The 13707-nt window shown below is 65.7% G+C and carries 23 protein-coding genes; all 23 read left to right on the forward strand.

Annotated elements, in window-relative coordinates; translation table 11 throughout:
• Positions 1-2: 2 nt before the first annotated feature.
• The 23 genes from fusA to rplO all read left to right on the forward strand — a co-directional run bounded on the left by fusA (position 3) and on the right by rplO (position 13644).
• A complete protein-coding gene (gene fusA / locus ACIQCH_RS25525) occupies positions 3-2132 on the forward strand; it encodes an elongation factor G (protein ID WP_402584498.1) in 2130 nt (709 codons plus the stop codon).
• A 151-nt stretch (positions 2133-2283) separates the two neighbouring features.
• Positions 2284-3477, forward strand: a complete 1194-nt coding sequence (tuf, locus tag ACIQCH_RS25530; protein ID WP_402584500.1) for an elongation factor Tu — start codon at positions 2284-2286, stop codon at positions 3475-3477.
• Between the two features lie 516 nt (positions 3478-3993).
• A complete protein-coding gene (gene rpsJ / locus ACIQCH_RS25535; protein ID WP_003948644.1) occupies positions 3994-4302 on the forward strand; it encodes a 30S ribosomal protein S10 in 309 nt (102 codons plus the stop codon).
• A gap of 14 nt (positions 4303-4316) precedes the next feature.
• Complete coding sequence (rplC, locus tag ACIQCH_RS25540) at positions 4317-4961, forward strand: 50S ribosomal protein L3 (RefSeq protein WP_030201586.1); 645 nt, start codon at positions 4317-4319, stop codon at positions 4959-4961.
• Between the two features lie 5 nt (positions 4962-4966).
• A complete protein-coding gene (gene rplD / locus ACIQCH_RS25545) occupies positions 4967-5617 on the forward strand; it encodes a 50S ribosomal protein L4 (RefSeq protein WP_030201584.1) in 651 nt (216 codons plus the stop codon).
• Positions 5617-5940 (forward strand): 50S ribosomal protein L23, encoded by a 324-nt coding sequence (gene rplW, locus ACIQCH_RS25550; RefSeq protein ID WP_030201581.1) that lies wholly within the window; start codon positions 5617-5619, stop codon positions 5938-5940. The genes rplD and rplW overlap by 1 nt, the downstream gene beginning before the upstream one ends.
• Positions 5941-5979: 39 nt before the next feature.
• Positions 5980-6816, forward strand: coding sequence for a 50S ribosomal protein L2 (gene rplB / locus ACIQCH_RS25555; protein ID WP_030201578.1), 837 nt, complete (start codon positions 5980-5982; stop codon positions 6814-6816).
• Positions 6817-6828: 12 nt separating this feature from the next.
• On the forward strand, positions 6829-7110 hold the full coding sequence (gene rpsS, locus ACIQCH_RS25560; RefSeq protein WP_007265903.1) for a 30S ribosomal protein S19: 282 nt from the start codon (positions 6829-6831) through the stop codon (positions 7108-7110).
• Positions 7111-7153: 43 nt separating this feature from the next.
• Positions 7154-7501: a 50S ribosomal protein L22 gene (gene rplV / locus ACIQCH_RS25565; protein ID WP_030201575.1), complete on the forward strand. Its 348-nt coding sequence runs from the start codon at positions 7154-7156 to the stop codon at positions 7499-7501.
• Positions 7501-8331, forward strand: coding sequence for a 30S ribosomal protein S3 (rpsC, locus tag ACIQCH_RS25570; protein WP_402584503.1), 831 nt, complete (start codon positions 7501-7503; stop codon positions 8329-8331). The genes rplV and rpsC overlap by 1 nt, the downstream gene beginning before the upstream one ends.
• A 5-nt stretch (positions 8332-8336) precedes the next feature.
• Positions 8337-8756: a 50S ribosomal protein L16 gene (rplP, locus tag ACIQCH_RS25575; RefSeq protein WP_030201570.1), complete on the forward strand. Its 420-nt coding sequence runs from the start codon at positions 8337-8339 to the stop codon at positions 8754-8756.
• On the forward strand, positions 8756-8980 hold the full coding sequence (rpmC, locus tag ACIQCH_RS25580) for a 50S ribosomal protein L29 (RefSeq protein ID WP_030201568.1): 225 nt from the start codon (positions 8756-8758) through the stop codon (positions 8978-8980). Before rplP ends, rpmC begins: the two co-directional genes overlap by 1 nt.
• Positions 8980-9264: a 30S ribosomal protein S17 gene (gene rpsQ / locus ACIQCH_RS25585; RefSeq protein ID WP_135338455.1), complete on the forward strand. Its 285-nt coding sequence runs from the start codon at positions 8980-8982 to the stop codon at positions 9262-9264. The genes rpmC and rpsQ overlap by 1 nt, the downstream gene beginning before the upstream one ends.
• A gap of 96 nt (positions 9265-9360) precedes the next feature.
• Entirely contained in the window at positions 9361-9729 is a 369-nt protein-coding gene (rplN, locus tag ACIQCH_RS25590) for a 50S ribosomal protein L14 (protein ID WP_003956455.1), read from the forward strand.
• Between the two features lie 2 nt (positions 9730-9731).
• Positions 9732-10043 carry a 50S ribosomal protein L24 gene (gene rplX / locus ACIQCH_RS25595; protein WP_402584506.1) on the forward strand — a complete coding sequence of 104 codons (312 nt, stop codon included), beginning with the start codon at positions 9732-9734 and terminating at the stop codon, positions 10041-10043.
• Positions 10043-10594, forward strand: coding sequence for a 50S ribosomal protein L5 (gene rplE, locus ACIQCH_RS25600; RefSeq protein ID WP_030201560.1), 552 nt, complete (start codon positions 10043-10045; stop codon positions 10592-10594). Before rplX ends, rplE begins: the two co-directional genes overlap by 1 nt.
• A gap of 5 nt (positions 10595-10599) precedes the next feature.
• A complete protein-coding gene (locus ACIQCH_RS25605; protein WP_003956452.1) occupies positions 10600-10785 on the forward strand; it encodes a type Z 30S ribosomal protein S14 in 186 nt (61 codons plus the stop codon).
• 221 nt (positions 10786-11006) lie between these two features.
• On the forward strand, positions 11007-11405 hold the full coding sequence (gene rpsH, locus ACIQCH_RS25610) for a 30S ribosomal protein S8 (protein WP_030201558.1): 399 nt from the start codon (positions 11007-11009) through the stop codon (positions 11403-11405).
• A 20-nt stretch (positions 11406-11425) separates the two neighbouring features.
• Positions 11426-11965 carry a 50S ribosomal protein L6 gene (rplF, locus tag ACIQCH_RS25615; protein ID WP_030201556.1) on the forward strand — a complete coding sequence of 180 codons (540 nt, stop codon included), beginning with the start codon at positions 11426-11428 and terminating at the stop codon, positions 11963-11965.
• A 4-nt stretch (positions 11966-11969) separates the two neighbouring features.
• Entirely contained in the window at positions 11970-12353 is a 384-nt protein-coding gene (rplR, locus tag ACIQCH_RS25620; protein WP_402584509.1) for a 50S ribosomal protein L18, read from the forward strand.
• Positions 12354-12398: 45 nt separating this feature from the next.
• Entirely contained in the window at positions 12399-13004 is a 606-nt protein-coding gene (gene rpsE, locus ACIQCH_RS25625) for a 30S ribosomal protein S5 (RefSeq protein ID WP_030201551.1), read from the forward strand.
• Positions 13004-13186 (forward strand): 50S ribosomal protein L30, encoded by a 183-nt coding sequence (gene rpmD / locus ACIQCH_RS25630; RefSeq protein ID WP_005313525.1) that lies wholly within the window; start codon positions 13004-13006, stop codon positions 13184-13186. Before rpsE ends, rpmD begins: the two co-directional genes overlap by 1 nt.
• 2 nt (positions 13187-13188) lie before the next feature.
• On the forward strand, positions 13189-13644 hold the full coding sequence (rplO, locus tag ACIQCH_RS25635) for a 50S ribosomal protein L15 (RefSeq protein ID WP_030201548.1): 456 nt from the start codon (positions 13189-13191) through the stop codon (positions 13642-13644).
• The last annotated feature ends 63 nt before the right edge of the window (positions 13645-13707 follow it).

Here is a 13707-nt window from a genome sequence, read left to right on the forward strand (position 1 = left end):
TTATGGCTACCACTTCGCTTGACCTGGCCAAGGTGCGCAACATCGGCATCATGGCCCACATCGACGCGGGCAAGACGACCACCACCGAGCGCATCCTGTTCTACACCGGTGTGTCTTACAAGATCGGTGAGGTCCACGACGGCGCCGCCACGATGGACTGGATGGAGCAGGAGCAGGAGCGCGGCATCACCATCACGTCCGCCGCGACGACCTGCCACTGGCCGCTCGAGGACGTCGATCACACGATCAACATCATCGACACCCCGGGCCACGTGGACTTCACGGTCGAGGTGGAGCGTTCGCTCCGCGTCCTCGACGGTGCCGTCACGGTGTTCGACGGTGTTGCCGGTGTCGAGCCGCAGTCCGAGACGGTGTGGCGCCAGGCCGACCGTTACGGCGTCCCGCGCATCTGCTTCGTCAACAAGCTCGACCGCACCGGTGCCGAGTTCCACCGCTGCGTCGACATGATCAAGGACCGCCTGGGCGCGGTTCCGATCGTGATGCAGCTTCCCATCGGTGCCGAGGCCGACTTCCAGGGTGTCGTCGACCTCGTCACGATGAAGGCGTTCGTCTGGTCCGCCGAGGCGACCAAGGGCGAGATGTACGACATCGTCGACATCCCGGCCACGCACGCCGAGGCCGCCGAGGAGTGGCGCGGCAAGCTGGTCGAGACCGTCGCCGAGAACGACGACGAGATCATGGAGCTGTACCTGGGCGGCGAGGAGCCGTCCGTGGAGCAGCTGCACGCCGCCGTCCGTCGCATCATCCTCAGCTCGGGCAAGGGTGGCGGCACGACCGTCACCGCGGTGTTCTGTGGCACGGCGTTCAAGAACAAGGGTGTTCAGCCCCTGCTCGACGCCGTCGTCCGCTACCTGCCGTCGCCCCTGGACATCGAGGCCATCGAGGGCCACGACGTCAAGGACGCCGAGGTCGTCGTGAAGCGCAAGCCGTCCGACGAGGAGCCCCTCGCGGCGCTGGCGTTCAAGATCATGAGCGACCCGCACCTCGGCAAGCTCACCTTCGTCCGGGTTTACTCGGGCCGCCTGGAGGCCGGCACCTCGGTGCTGAACTCCGTCAAGGGCAAGAAGGAGCGCATCGGCAAGATCTACCGCATGCACGCGAACAAGCGTGAGGAGATCGACTCGGTGGGCGCCGGCGACATCGTCGCCGTCATGGGCCTGAAGCAGACCACCACCGGTGAGACGCTGTGCGACGAGAAGCAGCCGGTCATCCTGGAGTCCATGGACTTCCCGGCGCCGGTCATCCAGGTCGCCATCGAGCCCAAGTCCAAGGGTGACCAGGAGAAGCTGGGTGTCGCCATCCAGCGTCTCGCGGAGGAGGACCCCTCCTTCCACGTTCACTCGGACGAGGAGACGGGCCAGACCATCCTCGGCGGTATGGGCGAGCTGCACCTCGAGGTGCTGGTCGACCGTATGAAGCGCGAGTTCAAGGTCGAGGCCAACGTCGGCAAGCCGCAGGTCGCGTACCGCGAGACGATCCGCAAGGCCGTCGAGCGCATCGACTTCACCCACAAGAAGCAGACCGGTGGTACCGGTCAGTTCGCCAAGGTGCAGATCGCGATCGAGCCGATCACGGACGCCGATGGTCCGGCGTACGAGTTCGTGAACAAGGTCACCGGTGGCCGCATCCCGAAGGAGTACATCCCTTCGGTCGACGCCGGTGCGCAGGAGGCCATGCAGTTCGGCATCCTGGCCGGCTACGAGATGACCGGCGTCCGCGTCATCCTCCTCGACGGTGGCTACCACGAGGTCGACTCCTCCGAGCTCGCCTTCAAGATCGCCGGTTCGCAGGCGTTCAAGGAGGGTGCGCGCAAGGCCAGCCCCGTGCTGCTCGAGCCGATGATGGCCGTCGAGGTCACCACGCCCGAGGACTACATGGGTGAGGTCATCGGCGACATCAACTCCCGCCGTGGCCAGATCCAGGCCATGGAGGAGCGTCACGGCGCCCGTGTCGTGAAGGGCCTCGTGCCGCTTTCGGAGATGTTCGGCTACGTCGGCGACCTCCGCAGCAAGACCTCGGGTCGCGCAAGCTACTCGATGCAGTTCGACTCCTACGCCGAGGTTCCGAGGAACGTCGCCGAGGAGATCATCGCGAAGGCCAAGGGCGAGTAACTCTTCCGAGTACACGCTTTAGGCTTGTCACCGGAGTCCCTGGGGCAACAACGGCAACCGTCGACGTTGCCCCGGGGGAGCCGGCATCCCAGCAAAGATCACCTGGCGCCGATGAGTAAGGCGTACAGAACCACTCCACAGGAGGACCCCAGTGGCGAAGGCGAAGTTCGAGCGGACTAAGCCGCACGTCAACATCGGCACCATCGGTCACATCGACCACGGTAAGACGACCCTCACGGCCGCCATTACCAAGGTGCTGCACGACGCGTACCCCGACCTGAACGAGGCCTCGGCCTTTGACCAGATCGACAAGGCTCCTGAGGAGCGCCAGCGCGGTATCACCATCTCCATCGCGCACGTCGAGTACCAGACCGAGGCGCGTCACTACGCCCACGTCGACTGCCCGGGTCACGCGGACTACATCAAGAACATGATCACCGGTGCCGCGCAGATGGACGGCGCCATCCTCGTGGTCGCCGCCACCGACGGCCCGATGCCGCAGACCAAGGAGCACGTGCTCCTGGCCCGCCAGGTCGGCGTTCCGTACATCGTCGTCGCCCTGAACAAGGCCGACATGGTGGACGACGAGGAGATCCTGGAGCTCGTCGAGCTCGAGGTCCGTGAGCTGCTCTCCGAGTACGACTTCCCGGGCGACGACCTTCCGGTCGTCCAGGTCTCCGCGCTCAAGGCCCTCGAGGGCGACAAGGAGTGGGGCGAGAAGCTCCTCGGCCTCATGGCGGCCGTGGACGAGTCCATCCCCACCCCGGCGCGCGCGACCGAGCTGCCCTTCCTGATGCCGGTCGAGGACGTCTTCACCATCACCGGTCGCGGTACGGTCGTCACCGGCCGCATCGAGCGTGGTGTCCTGAAGGTCAACGAGACCGTTGACATCATCGGCATCAAGCAGGAGAAGACCACCACCACGGTCACCGGCATCGAGATGTTCCGCAAGCTGCTCGACGAGGGCCAGGCCGGTGAGAACGTCGGTCTGCTGCTCCGCGGCATCAAGCGCGAGGACGTCGAGCGCGGCCAGGTCATCATCAAGCCCGGTTCGGTCACGCCGCACACCGAGTTCGAGGCCCAGGCCTACATCCTGTCCAAGGACGAGGGTGGCCGCCACACGCCGTTCTTCAACAACTACCGTCCGCAGTTCTACTTCCGTACCACGGACGTGACGGGCGTTGTGACCCTCCCCGAGGGCACCGAGATGGTCATGCCGGGCGACAACACCGAGATGTCCGTCCAGCTGATCCAGCCCATCGCCATGGAGGAGGGCCTGAAGTTCGCCATCCGTGAGGGTGGCCGGACCGTCGGCGCCGGCCAGGTCACCAAGATCACGAAGTAATTCGTGCTCTGACCTGGTAGCTCCCCGGAGCATCCACCGAGGGCCCCGGCCCACCGCGCGAGCGGTGGACCGGGGCCCTTCGGCATGTCGCATGCGCCTGCGAAATGTGACTTGGAGTACCCTTCCCGCTTGCGATTGGCGCCCTCTGCGTCATGTATGGCAGACTGTTCAAGTTGCTCGGTTGAGTACCGATGCTGCGCGCCTCCCGCCGGGAGGACCGGAAGCGAGTCCCACAGTACTCGTCGCCTTTATCTGCCCCAGGGCAGCAATGGGGCGGACGTACGGGAATCTTCCGGGAAGCGTGGGCGGGGTGCACACCAGGCACTCGGTGGGTGTTTCTCCCCCGAAGCGTGATCCGGGAAAGGATCGCAAACCCTCAAGCAGGGAATTTCCGTATGGGAATTTTCGAAGAGGGGGCGCGACACGCCCGACCGCGTGGGTCGGAGAGAAGCCGCGGAAACGCAAGCGCACCGAGTACCAGAGCGTTCCATTGAGACAAAGGACTACGAAGTAGCCATGGCGGGACAGAAGATCCGCATCCGGCTCAAGGCCTACGACCACGAGGTCATCGACTCCTCGGCGAAGAAGATCGTCGAGACGGTGACCCGCACTGGTGCGTCGGTCGCGGGCCCGGTGCCGCTGCCCACTGAGAAGAACGTGTACTGCGTCATCAAGTCGCCGCACAAGTACAAGGACTCGCGCGAGCACTTCGAGATGCGCACGCACAAGCGCCTGATCGACATCCTCGACCCGACCCCCAAGACCGTTGACTCGCTGATGCGCCTGGACCTTCCGGCCGGCGTTGACATCGAGATCAAGCTCTGAGAGGCGTCGAGAAGATGGCTAAGCAGATCAAGGGCGTCCTGGGCGAGAAGCTCGGCATGACCCAGGTCTGGGACGAGAACAACCGTGTCGTCCCGGTGACCGTCGTCAAGGCCGGACCCTGCGTTGTCACCCAGGTCCGTACGAACGACATCGACGGCTACGAGTCGGTCCAGATCGCCTTCGGCGAGATCGACCCGCGCAAGGTGAACAAGCCCCTCAAGGGCCACTTCGCCAAGGCCGACGTGACCCCGCGCCGCCACCTGGTGGAGATCCGCACCTCCGACGCCAGCGAGTACACGCTGGGCCAGGAGGTCACTGCCGAGGTGTTCGAGTCCGGCGTCAAGGTTGACGTCACGGGCACGAGCAAGGGCAAGGGCTTCGCCGGTGTCATGAAGCGCCACAACTTCCGTGGTGGCAAGGCTTCGCACGGTGCCCACCGCGTGCACCGCAAGCCCGGTTCGATCGGTGGCTGCGCCACCCCGGGCCGTGTCTTCAAGGGCATGAAGATGGCCGGCCGCATGGGTAACGACCGAGTCACCACCCAGAACCTGACCGTTCACGCCGTTGACGCGGAGAAGGGCCTGCTGCTCATCAAGGGCGCGGTTCCTGGTCCGAACGGCGGCCTCGTCCTGGTCCGCACTGCGGCCAAGGGGGCCTGAGGACTATGAGCACCATTGACATTCTGTCGCCTGCCGGCGACAAGACCGGGACCGTTGAGCTCCCGGCCGAGATCTTCGACGCCAAGGTCAGCGTTCCGCTGATCCACCAGGTCGTCGTCGCGCAGCTGGCCGCCGCCCGTCAGGGTACGCACAAGGTCAAGTCGCGTGGCGAGGTCCGCGGTGGTGGTAAGAAGCCGTACCGCCAGAAGGGCACCGGCCGCGCCCGTCAGGGTTCGACCCGTGCGCCGCAGTTCGCCGGCGGTGGCGTCGTGCACGGCCCCGTGCCGCGTGACTACTCGCAGCGGACCCCGAAGAAGATGAAGGCCGCCGCCCTCCGCGGTGCCCTCACCGACCGGGCCCGTCACTCCCGCATCCACGTCGTCTCCGGCGTGGTCGAGGGTGCCGCTTCCACCAAGGCCGCCAAGACGCTGTTCGGCAAGATCTCGGAGCGCAAGAACCTGCTCCTGGTCGTCGACCGTGCCGACGAGGCCGCGTGGCTGTCCGCCCGCAACCTGCCCCAGGTGCACATCCTGGAGCCGGGCCAGCTGAACACGTACGACGTGCTCGTCTCGGACGACGTGGTCTTCACCCAGGCCGCCTTCGAGTCCTTCGTGTCTGGCCCCAAGGCCGCTGAGACCGAAGGGAACGAGGGCTGATGTCTGAGGCCACGATCACCAGCAAGACCTTCACGGACCCGCGCGACATCCTTGTCCGCCCGGTCGTCTCCGAGAAGAGCTACGCGCTGCTGGACGAGAACAAGTACACGTTCATCGTCGACCCCCGTGCCAACAAGACCCAGATCAAGCAGGCCGTCGAGGCGGTCTTCTCGGTCAAGGTCACCGGGGTGAACACGATCAACCGCCAGGGCAAGCGCAAGCGCACCCGCACCGGTTTCGGTAAGCGCGCCAACACCAAGCGCGCCATCGTCACCCTTGCCGAGGGCGCCCGTATCGACATCTTCGGCGGCCCGGTCTCCTAACGGAGTCCGAGTCGTCCGGAATCGGACGAGGACTGAGAAATGGGTATCCGCAAGTACAAGCCGACGACCCCGGGCCGTCGTGGCTCCAGCGTCGCCGACTTTGTCGAGATCACGCGGTCCACGCCGGAGAAGTCGCTGGTCCGCCCCCTGCACAGCAAGGGCGGCCGTAACAACGCCGGTCGTGTGACCGTTCGCCACCAGGGTGGTGGCCACAAGCGCGCCTACCGCGTGATCGACTTCCGTCGTCACGACAAGGACGGCGTGCCGGCCAAGGTCGCTCACATCGAGTACGACCCCAACCGCACCGCCCGCATCGCCCTCCTGCACTACGCGGACGGCGAGAAGCGCTACATCATCGCTCCGCGCGGCCTGAACCAGGGCGACCGGATCGAGAACGGCCCGACGGCCGACATCAAGCCCGGTAACAACCTGGCGCTCCGCAACATCCCGGTCGGTACCACGATCCACGCGATCGAGCTCCGTCCCGGTGGCGGTGCCAAGTTCGCCCGTTCTGCGGGCGCCTCCGTGCAGCTGCTGGCGAAGGAGGGCACGCACGCCCACCTTCGTATGCCGTCCGGTGAGATCCGCCTGGTCGACGTGCGCTGCCGCGCCACCGTCGGCGAGGTCGGCAACGCCGAGCAGTCGAACATCAACTGGGGCAAGGCCGGCCGCATGCGCTGGAAGGGCGTTCGCCCGACCGTCCGCGGTGTCGCGATGAACCCGGTTGACCACCCGCACGGTGGTGGTGAGGGCAAGACCTCCGGTGGTCGCCACCCGGTCTCCCCGTGGGGTCAGAAGGAGGGTCGTACTCGTTCGCCGAAGAAGGCTTCGAACAAGTACATCGTCCGCCGCCGCAAGACGAACAAGAAGCGCTAGGAGCGGGTTTAGATGCCGCGCAGTCTCAAGAAGGGGCCCTTCGTCGACGACCACCTCGTAAAGAAGGTGGACGCCCAGAACGAAGCCGGCACCAAGAACGTCATCAAGACCTGGTCCCGTCGCTCGATGATCATCCCCAGCATGCTGGGTCACACCATCGCGGTGCACAACGGCAAGACCCATGTCCCGGTGTTCGTCACCGAGTCCATGGTCGGCCACAAGCTCGGCGAGTTCTCGCCGACTCGCACCTTCCGCGGCCACGTCAAGGACGACCGGAAGTCGAAGCGCCGCTAATCGCGGGGTGGGAACGACTATGACTTACACCGAAGGGACAACCATGGAAGCCAGGGCCCAGGCGCGGTACATCCGCGTCACGCCCATGAAGGCCCGCCGTGTGGTGGACCTCATCCGTGGCATGGACGCCACGGAGGCCCAGGCGGTCCTGCGTTTCGCCCCGCAGGCCGCATCTGTGCCGGTCGGCAAGGTGCTCGACAGCGCCATTGCCAACGCCGCGCACAACTACAACCACACGGACGCCTCCTCGCTCTTCATCAGCGAGGCGTTTGTTGACGAGGGCCCGACCCTGAAGCGGTTCCGTCCGCGTGCCCAGGGCCGTGCCTACCGGATCCGCAAGCGGACCTCCCACATCACCGTGGTCGTCAGCAGCAAGGAAGGAACCCGGTAATGGGCCAGAAGGTAAACCCGCACGGGTTCCGGCTCGGCATCACCACCGACTTCAAGTCGCGCTGGTACGCCGACAAGCTGTACAAGGACTACGTCAAGGAAGACGTCGCCATCCGTCGGATGATGACGTCCGGCATGGAGCGCGCCGGCATCTCGAAGGTTGAGATCGAGCGCACCCGTGACCGTGTCCGCGTGGACATCCACACCGCCCGTCCGGGCATCGTCATCGGCCGTCGTGGCGCCGAGGCCGACCGCATCCGCGGCGACCTCGAGAAGCTCACGGGCAAGCAGGTCCAGCTGAACATCCTCGAGGTCAAGAACCCCGAGGTCGACGCTCAGCTCGTGGCCCAGGCCGTTGCCGAGCAGCTCTCCTCCCGCGTCTCCTTCCGTCGGGCCATGCGCAAGAGCATGCAGTCCGCCATGAAGGCCGGCGCCAAGGGCATCAAGATCCAGTGTGGTGGCCGTCTCGGCGGCGCCGAGATGTCCCGCTCGGAGTTCTACCGCGAGGGTCGTGTGCCGCTGCACACGCTGCGCGCGAACGTCGAGTACGGCTTCTTCGAGGCCAAGACCACCTTCGGCCGCATCGGCGTGAAGGTCTGGATCTACAAGGGCGACGTCAAGAACATCGCCGAGGTCCGCGCCGAGAACGCTGCCGCCCGTGCCGGCAACCGTCCGGCCCGTGGCGGCGCTGACCGCCCGGCCGGCCGCGGTGGCCGTGGTGGCGAGCGTGGCGGTCGCGGCCGCAAGCCGCAGCAGAACGCCGCTGCCGAGGCCCCCAAGGCCGAGGCCGCTGCCGCTGCTCCGGCCGAGAGCACCGGAACGGAGGCCTGACCGACATGCTGATCCCCCGTAGGGTCAAGCACCGCAAGCAGCACCACCCGAAGCGCAACGGTATGGCCAAGGGCGGTACTGAGGTCGCATTCGGCGAGTACGGCATCCAGGCCCTCACCCCGGCCTACGTGACGAACCGTCAGATCGAGTCCGCTCGTATCGCGATGACCCGTCACATCAAGCGTGGCGGCAAGGTCTGGATCAACATCTACCCGGACCGTCCGCTGACGAAGAAGCCCGCCGAGACCCGCATGGGTTCCGGTAAGGGTTCCCCGGAGTGGTGGATCGCGAACGTCAAGCCCGGCCGGGTGATGTTCGAGCTGTCCTACCCGAACGAGAAGATTGCGCGTGAGGCTCTGACTCGTGCGGCCCACAAGCTGCCGATGAAGTGCCGGATCGTCAAGCGCGAGGCAGGTGAGTCGTGATGGCGGCCGGTACCAAGGCGTCGGAGCTGCGCGAGCTGGGCAACGAGGAGCTCGTTGCCAAGCTTCGTGAGGCCAAGGAAGAGCTGTTCAAGCTCCGTTTCCAGGCGGCCACGGGTCAGCTGGAGAACAACGGTCGGCTCAAGTCCGTCCGTAAGGACATCGCCCGGATCTACACCCTGATGCACGAGCGCGAGCTCGGCATCGAGACGGTGGAGAGCGCCTGATGAGCGAGAACAACGTGACTGAGAACAAGACCGAGCGCGGCTTCCGCAAGACCCGCGAGGGTCTGGTCGTCAGCGACAAGATGGACAAGACCGTCGTCGTCGCCGTCGAGGACCGCGTGAAGCACGCCCTGTACGGCAAGGTCATCCGCCGTACGAACAAGCTCAAGGCGCACGACGAGCAGAACGCTGCGGGCGTCGGCGACCGCGTCCTCCTCATGGAGACCCGGCCGCTGTCCGCGACGAAGCGCTGGCGCGTCGTCGAGATCCTCGAGAAGGCCAAGTAATTACCTGAGGGGTTTCCCTCAGGTCAGTTCCGCCAGGCTCGGCAGGGGCTTCGCTGAAGCCCCTGCCGGGAACCGGCAGACAAACAGGAGATAGACGTGATCCAGCAGGAGTCGCGGCTTCGTGTCGCCGACAACACTGGTGCCAAGGAGATCCTTTGCATCCGTGTTCTCGGTGGCTCCGGCCGCCGCTACGCGGGCATCGGTGACGTCATCGTCGCCACCGTCAAGGACGCGATCCCCGGTGGCAACGTGAAGAAGGGTGACGTCGTCAAGGCGGTCATCGTTCGCACCGTCAAGGAGCGCCGCCGCCAGGACGGCTCGTACATCCGCTTCGACGAGAACGCCGCCGTCATTCTGAAGAACGACGGCGACCCTCGCGGCACCCGCATCTTCGGCCCGGTCGGCCGTGAGCTGCGCGAGAAGAAGTTCATGAAGATCATCTCGCTCGCGCCGGAGGTGCTGTAAGCATGAAGATCAAGAAGGGCGACCTGGTCCAGGTCATCACCGGTAAGGACAAGGGCAAGCAGGGCAAGGTCATCCAGGCCCTGCCGACTGAGAACCGCGTCCTGGTCGAGGGTGTCAACCGGGTCAAGAAGCACACCAAGGCTGGTCCGAACCAGGCCGGCGGCATCGTGATCACCGAGGCCCCCGTCCACGTTTCGAACGTCCAGCTGGTCGTGGAGAAGGACGGCAAGAAGGTCGTCACCCGCGTCGGTTTCCGCTTCGACGACGAGGGCAACAAGATCCGCGTTGCCAAGCGCACGGGTGAGGACATCTGATGGCTACCACTCCGCGTCTGAAGACGAAGTACCGCGAGGAGATCGCGGGCAAGCTGCGTGACGAGTTCAAGTACGAGAACGTCATGCAGACGCCCGGCCTCGTGAAGATCGTGGTCAACATGGGTGTCGGCGACGCCGCCCGTGACTCGAAGCTGATCGAGGGCGCTGTCCGCGACCTCACCACGATCACCGGTCAGAAGCCGGCCGTGACCAAGGCCCGCAAGTCCATCGCGCAGTTCAAGCTGCGTGAGGGTCAGCCGATCGGCTGCCACGTCACCCTCCGCGGTGACCGCATGTGGGAGTTCCTGGACCGTACGCTGTCGCTCGCGCTGCCGCGCATCCGCGACTTCCGTGGTCTGTCGCCGAAGCAGTTCGACGGCCGTGGCAACTACACCTTCGGTCTCACGGAGCAGGTCATGTTCCACGAGATCGACCAGGACAAGATCGACCGTACCCGGGGTATGGACATCACCGTGGTCACCACGGCGACCAACGACGCTGAGGGCCGCGCGCTCCTTCGTCACCTCGGCTTCCCCTTCAAGGAGGCGTGAGCGAGATGGCGAAGAAGGCTCTCATCGCGAAGGCTGCCCGCAAGCCCAAGTTCGGCGTGCGCGCGTACACCCGCTGCCAGCGCTGCGGTCGTCCGCACTCCGTGTACCGCAAGTTCGGCCTGTGCCGCGTGTGCCTCCGTGAGATGGCTCACCGTGGCGAGCTGCCGGGCGTGACCAAGAGCTCCTGGTAAATCCCTTCACCCACTGGGTGTTGAGGGTTTCCGAGCGCTCTCGGTAAGCAACTGGTCGGCGGACCGCCCGTCCCGCATGCCGTAGGCTTGTGGGGTTGGGCGTCCGCCGCCCTACCGACTTACTACGCCGTAGGTCCCCGCGCCGCACCCGTCCCGCCTCTGAGTGGGGAGAGGGATGGCGCATACAGGAAACCCCGGCGAGAGAGGCCGAAGGCCAATTCATGACCATGACTGACCCCATCGCAGACATGCTCACGCGTCTGCGTAACGCTAACTCGGCGTACCACGACACCGTCGTGATGCCGCACAGCAAGATCAAGTCGCACATCGCGGAAATCCTCAAGCAGGAGGGTTTCATCACCGGCTGGAAGGTCGAGGACGCCGAGGTCGGTAAGAACCTCGTTCTCGAGCTGAAGTTCGGTCCGAACCGCGAGCGCTCGATCGCCGGCATCAAGCGCATCTCGAAGCCGGGTCTGCGCGTGTACGCGAAGTCCACCAACCTGCCGAAGGTCCTCGGCGGCCTGGGCGTGGCGATCATCTCCACGTCCCACGGTCTCCTGACCGGCCAGCAGGCGCAGAAGAAGGGCGTGGGTGGGGAAGTCCTCGCCTACGTCTGGTAGTCGGGAACGGAGGAAAAGCTATGTCTCGTATTGGCAAGCTCCCCATCCCGGTTCCCGCCGGCGTGGACGTCACCATCGAGGGCCGCACGGTCACCGTCAAGGGCTCCAAGGGCTCCCTGACCCACACCGTTGCCGCTCCGATCGAGATCGTTAAGGGCGAGGACGGCGTTCTCAACGTCACCCGCCCGAACGACGAGCGTCAGAACAAGGCCCTTCACGGCCTGTCCCGCACGCTGGTGGCCAACATGATCACCGGTGTGACCCAGGGATACACCAAGGCGCTCGAGATCAGCGGTGTCGGTTACCGCGTGGCCGCGAAGGGCTCCGACCTGGAGTTCCAGCTCGGCTACAGCCACCCGATCCTGGTGGAGGCCCCCGAGGGGATCTCCTTCAAGGTCGAGTCGCCGACCAAGTTCTCGGTCGAGGGCATCGACAAGCAGAAGGTCGGCGAGGTCGCCGCCAACATCCGCAAGCTGCGGAAGCCCGACCCGTACAAGGCCAAGGGTGTCAAGTACGCGGGCGAGGTCATCCGCCGCAAGGTCGGAAAGGCTGGTAAGTAAAGCCATGGCATACGGTGTGAAGATCGCCAAGGGCGACGCTTACAAGCGGACCGCTAAGCAGCGCCGCCACATCCGCATCCGCAAGACCATCTCCGGTACGGCCGAGCGTCCGCGCCTGGTCGTCAACCGGAGCAACCGCGGCATCACCGCCCAGGTGATCGACGACATCCAGGGCCACACCCTGGCGTCGGCGTCCCACCTGGACGCGTCGATCCGCGGTGGCGAGGGTGACAAGTCCGCGCAGGCCAAGCAGGTCGGTGCCCTGGTCGCTGAGCGCGCCAAGGCCGCCGGCGTCGAGGCCGTCGTGTTCGACCGTGGTGGCAACAGGTACGCCGGGCGCATTGCCGCTCTGGCTGACGCCGCCCGCGAAGCCGGGCTGAAGTTCTAAGCCCCGGTTCCGGGACTAACGGACGTAACAGAGAGAGGTAATCCAATGGCTGGACCCCAGCGCCGCGGAAGCGGTGCCGGTGGCGGCGAGCGGCGGGACCGGAAGGGTCGCGACGGTGGCGCTGCTGCCGCCGAGAAGACCGCGTACGTTGAGCGCGTAGTCGCGATCAACCGCGTCGCCAAGGTTGTCAAGGGTGGTCGTCGTTTCTCCTTCACCGCGCTGGTCGTGGTGGGTGACGGTGACGGCACCGTGGGTGTCGGTTACGGCAAGGCCAAGGAGGTGCCGGCCGCCATCGCCAAGGGTGTTGAGGAGGCCAAGAAGCACTTCTTCAAGGTCCCCCGCATCCAGGGCACCATCCCCCACCCGATCCAGGGTGAGAAGGCTGCGGGCGTCGTCCTGCTGAAGCCTGCTTCCCCCGGTACCGGTGTTATCGCCGGTGGCCCGGTGCGCGCCGTCCTGGAGTGCGCCGGCGTTCACGACATCCTGTCGAAGTCGCTCGGCTCCGACAACGCGATCAACATCGTGCACGCGACCGTGGAGGCCCTGAAGGGCCTGCAGCGTCCCGAGGAGATCGCGGCCCGCCGCGGTCTGCCGCTCGAGGACGTCGCCCCCGCGGCCCTGCTTCGTGCGCGTGCGGGAGCGGGTGCGTAATGGCTCGCCTCAAGATCACGCAGACGAAGTCGTACATCGGTAGCAAGCAAAACCACCGCGACACCCTGCGTTCGCTCGGGCTCAAGCGCCTGAACGACGTGGTCGTCAAGGAGGACCGCCCCGAGTTCCGCGGCATGGTGCACACCGTCCGCCACCTCGTGACGGTTGAGGAGGTCGACTGATCATGGCGGAGAACAACCCGCTCAAGATCCACAACCTCCGTCCCGCCCCGGGCGCCAAGACCGCCAAGACCCGTGTGGGTCGTGGTGAGGCGTCGAAGGGTAAGACGGCCGGTCGTGGTACCAAGGGCACGAAGGCCCGTTACCAGGTTCCGGAGCGCTTCGAGGGTGGCCAGATGCCGCTCCACATGCGCCTCCCGAAGCTGAAGGGCTTCAAGAACCCGTTCCGCACCGAGTTCCAGGTCGTGAACCTGGACAAGCTCGCGGCCCTGTACCCGCAGGGTGGCGAGGTCACCGTGGCCGACCTGGTCGCCAAGGGTGCCGTGCGCAAGAACCAGCTCGTCAAGGTCCTGGGCCAGGGCGAGATCTCCGTGGCGCTGCAGGTTTCGGTTGACGCCGTTTCCGCCTCCGCCAAGGAGAAGATTGCCGCCGCCGGCGGCACCGTCACCGAGCTCGTCTGAGACGAGTTCCGTGGCTAGAAGCTAGAAACTCCGACCGGGGATGCCTCACATATGGGGCATCCC

This window comes from Streptomyces sp. NPDC093225 (assembly GCF_044753805.1).
Lineage (GTDB): Bacteria > Actinomycetota > Actinomycetes > Streptomycetales > Streptomycetaceae > Streptomyces.